Here is an 8344-nt window from a genome sequence, read left to right as displayed (position 1 = left end):
GCACATAGGGGTGGATGTCGAGCACCAGCGTGTTGAACAAATGGCTGTCGCCTTCGGCCATTGTGCGCCGCAACGAGCGGATCTTCTGGCCGACGGGCCAGTCTTCGTAGAACCAGTTCTCGGCATTCCACACCGGCAGCGCGGCGTGATCTCCGGGCATGTTCTTGGGATGCGTCGAGGCGACGCCGACGGTAGGTGCGAAATCGTTCATGGTCGGCATCGCCAGACCTGCATGGGGCACGTCACAGCTATCGGAAAACGCATCAAGGCGTCGAAATACAAGACGTCTCCTCCCGTCAATCTTCTTTTGTAAATAGTATTTTCACATATGGGGTTGCGTTGCAAGCGTGAACAGGCGAAATTTTGGCTGCTCCCGCGCGCCAAAGCGCAGGCGGGTAGGGGAGGAAATCATGCGCGAGAATTGTCTGGTCTTTGTCGGCAGCCTGAACCGCGAGGCGCCGTATTTTCAGGGCGCTCGGGGCGTCGGCCTCAGCGTCTACAGCTTTGACGAGACGACGCTGGAAACACGAAAACTGGCCGAGACCAACGACGTCGACAATCCGACCTTCCTCTCGGTGACACCGGACGGCTCGCGGATCTACGCCAACTCGGAAGTGTTCACCTGGCGCGAGGGCACCGTCTCAGCTTACAGCTTCGATCGAGCTTCGGGGACGCTCATTTATCTGAACAAGCAACCGTCGCTCGGCAGCATAGCCGCCCACAACACCATCACCCGCGACGGGACAAAACTGCTGGTCGCCAATTACGGCATGGGCGAGGGCGGCCCGGATCGCGCGGTGGCTGTCTATGGCTTCGAAGAGAACGGCGCCTTGTCGGCGCCGCTCGCCAGCGTTTCGCATGAGGGCAGCGGCCCGAATGTGGCGCGGCAGGAACGCTCGCATGCACACAGCGTCACCGAAACCATCGGCGGGGGAACAGCCATCGTCGCCGACCTCGGCATCGACCGGCTGGTGTCTTACCGGATCGAGCGCGAGGGCAATCTGGCCAAGCTAACCGAATCCGCTTTGCCATCCGGCGCCGGTCCACGCCACCTCGCACTGCATCCGAACGGACGCTTCGTCTTCGTCATGAACGAACTGGATTCGACCATCGTGTCGATGACGCTGGATGAAGCCACCGGCAAGCTCTCGATCATCGACGCAAAGCCGGCGGTGCCGGCCGAGGCACGCGACAGCAACCACTGCGCCGATATCCAGATCTCACCGGATGGCCGTTTTGTCTACGGCTCCAACCGCGGCCATGACAGCGTCGTCATCATGGCGGTCGACCAGCAGACAGGATCGCTCAGCCTCGTCGGCTATGTCCCTTGCGGCGGCGCGACCCCGCGTAACCTGGCGCTGACGCCGTCAGGCGGCCATCTGTTTTCCGCCAACCAGAATGGCGACCGCATTTCGATCTTCGCCCGCGACGCCGACAGCGGCATACTGACCGACACCGGGCGCGCCATCGAGATCGGCACGCCGATGTGCGTCAAGATCGTGCGCTGAACGCCCACAACTGCGAAACCTCGGAAAAAATCGCCCGAGGCTCAAGCCTGTTGTATTGCCGAGAGCTTCCAGTTCGATCCATTCTCACGCACGAAAGTCCACAGCTCGGTCGTCTCTGTCGGATGACCATCGTCGCCCGCGACGATTTTGCCGCTGGCCCGTTCGCGCGTCACGTCACGAGATTCGTAGCGCAAGGCGGCCGTGGCGTAGTCGCGCTCATCCTCGCGCCAGCTTTCCGCGATGTCGGCCTGCAGCAAGGTGATATCAGTCACTTCGTTCCTGAGACCTTTCTGGGTATTGTCGGCCAACTCTTCCGACAGATAGGATACCATTTCGGGTGTAACCGCCCGGCGCAGAGCGACATGGTCTTCGCGCCCGAATGCTTCCTGGACATCGGTCAGCAGCTGCTGGAATGCGTCGAGATCCGTCTGGGCCAGCGTGATCTCCTCGGAGGCGGCGGCCGGAGAGCCTCCACCTGAACCGCCGCCGAAACCGGGAATTGTGAAGGAGCCTGCAGTCTGCTGCCCTGCCGTTGAGCGGTTCTCAAATCGCGAAGCCTGGGCATTGCCGGCACCGGCGAGCGCCGGCGCGGGGCCGCGCGCGGATTGCGAGCGGAAGAACCTGATGGCCAGCATGATCGCGCCACCGATCAGCAAGGCCTGAAGCAGGAAACCGAACATGCCGGCCAGGCCGCCGAAGCCCTGACCCAGAAGCAGGCCGAACAGGCCGCCGAGCAACAGGCCGCGCATCATCGTTCCACCGAAACCGCTCATGAAGCCGGGCCTCTGCAGGCCGGCCTGCGGCTGCCGGGCCGCGTTGTTCACACCGGTGTTGGGCGTCATCGACCGCTCGACCGGAGCGGCCGGTGCTGGGGCCGTCCTGGTCGGCGGTGCCGATTGGAACGTACGCATGCCACGACTGCCGAAACTGCCGCCACGACGGGCCTCGGCATGGTCCATCGCAACCATGGAGAATGCAAGGAACAGTCCTGCAAAGAGAGCTGCAAATCGGCTGGTGCGGGAAATCATCGGAGATGAACCTTTGTCGATGTGGTTTCGGAAGTTTCAGCAAGCGCCGGCCTGGATGTCGGGCGTCATGCGGTCAGTCGAACAACTCTTCGAAGAATGATTTCTTCCGCTTCGGATAGCGGTGACCGTGCGAGCGGGAATAATCGTCATCGCGGCTCTGGCCATGTTGTGGCTGGGAGAATGCTGCCGGCTGTGGCTGCGGTGCGGGCGCCGCTTCCCTGCCGGAACGCTCGATGATCTTGTCGAGTTCTCCTCGATCAAGCCAGACGCCGCGGCACTGCGGACAGTAATCGATTTCGATACCCTGGCGTTCGCTCATCACGAGCGCGACGCGGCAGGAGGGGCAAACCATACCGAGGAGGGAAGTAGATGTCATACGGGGCTCCAAACCGAAAGGAATGAGCCCGCTTGACCGAAAGAATGGAAACGGGCCCGTTAAAGCGGTCCGACATCACAATCGCCAAAAGCGACAGTCAGAGGGGCCCGGCCCGCACCGAACAGTTAGGGATGCAAAGCCGCGGCTTCAAGGTCGATATTGCCCTGCAAGAATGATTTGTTCGCCAGCGTTGCTCAGGCAGTCACCACGATTCAAATCGTCACTACGATCTTGCCGAACTGCTCGTTCGACTCCAGGTAGCGGTGCGCCTCGACGATTTGGTCGAACGCGAAGGTCCTGTCGATGAGCGGCCTCAGCGTTCCGTGCTCCAGACCTTCGACGATAAACGCCTTGGCGGCCTCGAGTTTCACAGGGTTGCCGGTGATCTCGTGGACGAGGTAGCCGCGCAGTGTCAGCGTCTTGCTCAGCACCGCTGGCAGCGGGAATGGCGTCGGCTCGCGGCTGAGACCGCCATATTCGATGAGGATGCCGCCACGCGACATGGCCGCTGTGAGTGGCTCGAAGATCGGGCCGCCGACCGCATCGAACACGACGCGCACGCCTTCAGGCCCTGCGATCTCATTCAGCCGTGCCGCCAAATCCTCCTCGGCCAAGGTGACGACTTCAGCCGCGCCGGCATCGAGCAGGGCCTGCCTCTTCGCCGATGTCCGCGTCACCGCAATCGCTGTTGCACCGACCCTGTTGGCGATCTGGATTGCCGCAAGCCCGACGCTGCTCGAGGCTGCGGTGATCACCACGTGGTCTCCGCTGTGCAGCCCGGCGATATCGATCAGCGCGCCATAGGCGGTGAGATACTGCATCCAGACGGCCGCTGCCGTCTGCCAGTCGAGCGACGGCGGATGCTTGACGACAAGTCCGGCGGGGTAGGTGGCAAACTCGCCATAGGCCGGCCAGCGGATCATCGATTGCGGCGGGATGACACTGACGCTGTCGCCCGGCGCGAAATCCTTCACGCCGACACCAATAGCCTCGATGACGCCCGCCGCTTCAAGACCAAGCCCCGAGGGGAGCGTCGGCGTCTCGATATAGGAAGCCGCGCGCAGCAGCGCTTCGGCGCGATTGAGGCCGAGTGCCTTGACCCGGATTTGAACTTCGCCCGAACCCGGTGGGGAAAGCGCGACATCCTCGATGCGCAGAACCTCGGGACCACCATGTTGGTGAAAGCGAACTACGCGTGTCATTCGGGATACTCCAAATCATCAGAACCGAATGAGCTATGCAGCCGGTCTTGTCGAGGATAAATGGCTGTAGGAGAAGAACAGTAGAAACCAGGTGTTCCGAATATGGATCGGCTTGAGAGCATGGCCGTGTTCGTCAAGGCGGTCGATCTCGGCTCGTTCGCGGCCGCGGCGGTCGCGCTCGACCTCTCCGGACCGATGGTCGGCAAGCATGTCCGGTTTATCGAGGAGCGGCTGGGCGTGCGGCTGCTCAACCGGACCACGCGACGGCAGAGCCTGACCGACTTCGGCCGCGCTTACTATGAACGCTGTCGGGTGGTGCTGGCCGAGGCCGAAGCCGCCGATGCGCTCGCCGCCGAACAGTTTTCGGAGCCACGTGGAAAACTGCGGGTCACCATGCCGGCGCATTTCGGGCGCCATTGCGTGACCCCCGTGTTGCTGAAGCTGGCTCGTCAATATCCGATGCTGGAACTCGACCTGTCGCTCACCGACCGCTTCGCGGATCTTGCCGAGGACGGCTACGATCTCGCCATCCGCACCGGCACTCTTGACGACAAGGCGGGGGTGATTGCGCGTCGCGTCGCACGTCAGGGCATGGTCGTCTGCGCGGCACCCTCTTATCTCAGAATTCATGGCGAGCCGCAGCGGATCGAGGATCTCGCCGACCATCAGGCGATTGTCTACCGCCGGCTCGGCCAGGTCGTTCAGCCGTGGTTGTTTGTGCGCGAGGGGCAACCCACGCTCGAGATCACGCCAACCGGACGGCTGCGGCTCGACGATCTCGATGCCATCGCTGACGCGGCCGCCGACGGCATGGGGCTGGCCTGGCTGCCCTGGTGGCTGGTACGCGACCGCATTCAGGCCGGCGCGCTGATGGCGCTGTTGCCGGACCAGCCGCGATATCTCTACGACTGCCACGCGCTTTGGCTGCAGACACCGCATCTGCCGCTGAAGGTGCGGCTGGCCGTCGATGCGCTGGCCGTCGCCTTGCCGAAATCGATGGCCTGATTGACAATCGCCGCCGCTCAGTTGAGATCGCGCCGATACTCCTTGACCTCGCTGCGGTCGACGATCCGCTCGTCTCGGTCATGGGCAGTGATGTGGGTCTCGATCCGCCAGACGTCGCGCAGCGCGCACACCGTCGCCGTCACTGAAAGGCGCGCCTGCCAGTCGCCGCGGCCATAGGATTTTTCCCAGGTGCAGGTGCCGACCGCCGAGGTCGGGTCGTCGGGGTGAATGGAGAACCGGTCGACATGCTTCGCTGAAAGGACGATTCCCGTATGCGGATGCCGCACCGTGCCGCCATCATTGACGACCTGGTAGACGGTCTCGCTGGTGACCTGGTCTGTCGAAACCGAGCGCTGAAAACCGTCGCCCTTGGCCAAAACCTCCTGTTCCATCGGCGCGGCGCTTTCCGGAGCCAGGAAGGCCCCCAGCGTGTCGTCCAGCTTCTGCGGCGCGCGCACCGGCAGGATCAGCCGGCTGTCGCCGCAATGGATCGACAGCGTCGCCTGCTCGGCGGTCGGAAAGACGATCGGCCAATGCGATGTCGCCAGTGCCAGCCGGATACGCTCGCCAGCCTCGAAACGCTGCCCGCAACAGCGCAGCTTGATGCGGACGGTCTCCGCCCGGCCCGGCACCATGGGTACGATGTCCAGATCATCGTTGCGATGGCTCAGATTGAGGATGCCGTAGCTGATGCGCGAGGCAGCACCTTCCGGGAACACTTGCGACAGCGTGGCGGACAGAAGCGCAACCGGCTTGTCGGAGGAGAGCTTGACCTCGAATTCGGGAAAACCGAGGATCTCGACCGCTTCGGTCAACGGCGCCGTCTCGAAGATCAGGGCATTGCCTTCTTCCGTGCGTTGGTCGACCGGCAAGGTAGGCATGAGGCCATAACCGCACCAGGCGCCGGACGACAGGCCGGCCGTCTGCGGCGATGAAATCTCCAGGATCGTGTCTTCGCCCCTGGCCTCGCTCAGCACATGCGGCGCAAGGTTCAGCACCTTTTCGCCGACCCCCGGCCCCGGCCAAGCCGGCTCGGCGACCCAGCGGCCGGGCCGCTCGTCATAGATCGCCGCCGGCCGTGCGGGATCTTGAATCCAGGCGCGCAGCATCGGCTCGTCGGCAATGCCGGTGTTTATGCCCTTGAGATATTGATCCCACCAGCGCAGGCACTCCTGCAGGAAGCCGATGCGAGGTCCTGGCATGGCGAAGTGCGGATATTTGTGGCCCCAGGGTCCAATCAGCCCTTTGCGGGGACCGCTTAGCTTTTCCAGCATCCGGAAGATCGGATTGGGGTAACCGTCGGCCCAGCCGCCGACGGCGTAGACCGGGATTTCGACATCGGAATAATCCTCGCAGATCGAACCGTGCTTGTAGAAATCGTCGCGGCGCTGGTGTTCAAACCAGTCCTGCATCCAGATGCCATTGCCATTCAGCCGTTGTTTCCAAAGATCGCGCCAGCGGTCGCCGACAATGAGCGGGTCGGGCGGGGTCATGGCGATGGCCCAGGCGGTGGTTCCCCACATCAGATTGTCGCACATCATCGCGCCGCCGAGATAATGCACGTCGTCGTTATAGCGGTCGTCGGTCGAGCACAGCGAAACGACGGCTTTCAGCGCCGGCGGCCGGCGGGCCGCGACCTGCAGCCCGTTGAAGCCGCCCCAGCTGATGCCGATCATGCCGACGCTTCCCGAGCACCAGGATTGCCTCGCCAGCCATTCGATGACCACCAGGCAGTCATCCTGCTCCTGTTTCAGATACTCACCCTTGCACAGTCCTTCGCTGTCGCCCGAGCCGCGCATGTCGACCCGCACGCCGGCATAGCCGTGACCGGCGAAATAGGGATGCGTCAGCGCATCGCGCTCCACCGTTCCGTCACGCTTGCGATAGGGCAAATATTCGAGGATCGCTGGCACGGGATCGCTCTCCGCGTCTTCCGGCAGCCAGACACGCGCCGCCAGCTTGACGCCATCCGGCATCGGAATCCACAAATTCTCGATCTCGCGGATTTTGCGCGGGAAATCGGTGACGATGCGGATATCTTGCATGGCGGCTCCTCTCAACGCCCCGGCCGACACTTGCGCCGGTGGCGATCCTTATGTGTTCAGCGGGAAATGGCAGGTTAGACGGCTGTCGCCGACCGAGGCCGGGACGGGGACATCCAGCGCGCAACGGCCCTCGGCCTGCGGGCAGCGTGTGTGAAACTCGCAGCCTGAGGGGCGCGCCAGCAAGGACGGAACGTCAGCCGGCAGCGTGATGCGCTGGTGCACCCGATCTGGATCGGGCTCGGGGTTGGCGGACAGAAGGGCCGCCGTATAGGGATGATGCGGGGCACGGAAGATCGCTTCGGTTTCGCCCTGCTCGACGAAGCGCCCGAGATACATCACCGCCATGCGGTCGGCGATCTGGCGCACGACATGCAGATTGTGGGTGATGATCAGCATCGACAGGCCCATGCGGTCGCGCAGGTCGTTGAGCAGGTTCAGCACCTCTCCCTGCACGGAGACGTCGAGGCCGGCGGTCGGCTCGTCGGCGACGACCAGCACCGGGTCCAGCGCGATCGCCCGCGCAACGCCGACGCGGCGCGCCTGGCCGCCGGATAGCTGGTGCGGGTAGCGGTCGGCTAAATCGCGCGGCAGCCCGACCAGCGCAAGAAGCCGTGTGACTTCAGCGTTGAGATCGCGATCCGACAAACCGTGGATGACGAAAGGCTCCGACAGCAGCGAGCGCACGCTGAGCCGCGGCGACAGCGATCCGACCGGATCCTGGAACATCATCGGCATGCGCCGCCGCACCGGTTTCATCGCGGCGTTGGACAGGCCTTGCAGTTCCTGTCCTTCGAACACGATCGTGCCTGCTTTCACCGGCTGAAGACCGTTGAGGGTGCGCGCCAGCGTCGTCTTGCCCGAGCCGGATTCGCCGACCAGCGCGAAGGTGCTGCCTCGTTGAAGCGTGAAGCTGACGCCGGAGACCGCTTCGATTTCGGTGGCCCGCCCCGCGAGCCTGGCGGACAGGCCGCCAACCCGGAACGAGACGCGCAGGTCGCTGACACGGAGCAGGTCTTCGTTCATGCGCCCATGGCCCCCAGTGGAACGTCCGAGTGCCAGCAATGGGCGATATGAGATCCGCCGACAGGGGCGCTGGGAGGCGTCGTCAGGCATTGGGCGTCGGCGCGATCGCAGCGCGGCTGGAAGACGCAGCCGCTTGGTCGGCGGCGCAGGTCCGGCA

7 protein-coding genes and 1 pseudogene are annotated in these 8344 nt (G+C 63.7%); 2 read left to right on the top strand and 6 right to left on the bottom strand.

All coding sequences use genetic code 11. The features are described from left to right. Positions 1-211, bottom strand: a pseudogene (locus EN914_RS15485) (amine oxidase); the annotation flags it as partial. Between the two features lie 199 nt (positions 212-410). Here EN914_RS15485 and EN914_RS15480 point away from each other — a divergent pair. Next, positions 411-1508, top strand: coding sequence for a lactonase family protein (locus EN914_RS15480; protein WP_024502502.1), 1098 nt, complete (start codon positions 411-413; stop codon positions 1506-1508). A gap of 41 nt (positions 1509-1549) precedes the next feature. Here the strand turns inward: EN914_RS15480 and EN914_RS15475 are convergent, their stop codons facing one another. The 3 genes from EN914_RS15475 to EN914_RS15465 form a co-directional block, all read right to left on the bottom strand. After that, positions 1550-2536: a Tim44 domain-containing protein gene (locus tag EN914_RS15475; RefSeq protein WP_024502503.1), complete on the bottom strand. Its 987-nt coding sequence runs from the start codon at positions 2534-2536 to the stop codon at positions 1550-1552. A gap of 73 nt (positions 2537-2609) precedes the next feature. Next, positions 2610-2912, bottom strand: coding sequence for a zf-TFIIB domain-containing protein (locus tag EN914_RS15470; RefSeq protein ID WP_024502504.1), 303 nt, complete (start codon positions 2910-2912; stop codon positions 2610-2612). Between the two features lie 212 nt (positions 2913-3124). Continuing rightward, positions 3125-4114 carry a zinc-dependent alcohol dehydrogenase family protein gene (locus EN914_RS15465; protein ID WP_024502505.1) on the bottom strand — a complete coding sequence of 330 codons (990 nt, stop codon included), beginning with the start codon at positions 4112-4114 and terminating at the stop codon, positions 3125-3127. A gap of 102 nt (positions 4115-4216) precedes the next feature. Between EN914_RS15465 and EN914_RS15460 the strand changes: the two genes are divergently transcribed. Continuing rightward, positions 4217-5119, top strand: a complete 903-nt coding sequence (locus tag EN914_RS15460; RefSeq protein ID WP_024502506.1) for a LysR family transcriptional regulator — start codon at positions 4217-4219, stop codon at positions 5117-5119. 17 nt (positions 5120-5136) lie between these two features. On the opposite strand, the gene EN914_RS15455 is transcribed toward EN914_RS15460, so the two are convergent. Together EN914_RS15455 and EN914_RS15450 are read right to left on the bottom strand one after the other, a co-directional pair. Next, positions 5137-7164, bottom strand: a complete 2028-nt coding sequence (locus EN914_RS15455) for a CocE/NonD family hydrolase (RefSeq protein ID WP_050580436.1) — start codon at positions 7162-7164, stop codon at positions 5137-5139. 48 nt (positions 7165-7212) lie between these two features. Beyond that, positions 7213-8187 (bottom strand): ABC transporter ATP-binding protein, encoded by a 975-nt coding sequence (locus tag EN914_RS15450; RefSeq protein WP_024502508.1) that lies wholly within the window; start codon positions 8185-8187, stop codon positions 7213-7215. Positions 8188-8344: the final 157 nt, after the last annotated feature.

Source organism: Mesorhizobium sp. M7A.F.Ca.CA.001.08.2.1, from assembly GCF_003998455.1.
Lineage (GTDB): Bacteria > Pseudomonadota > Alphaproteobacteria > Rhizobiales > Rhizobiaceae > Mesorhizobium > Mesorhizobium ciceri.
The sequence above is the reverse complement of the archived record's forward strand: the minus strand, read 5'-3'. Positions and strand labels throughout refer to the sequence as shown.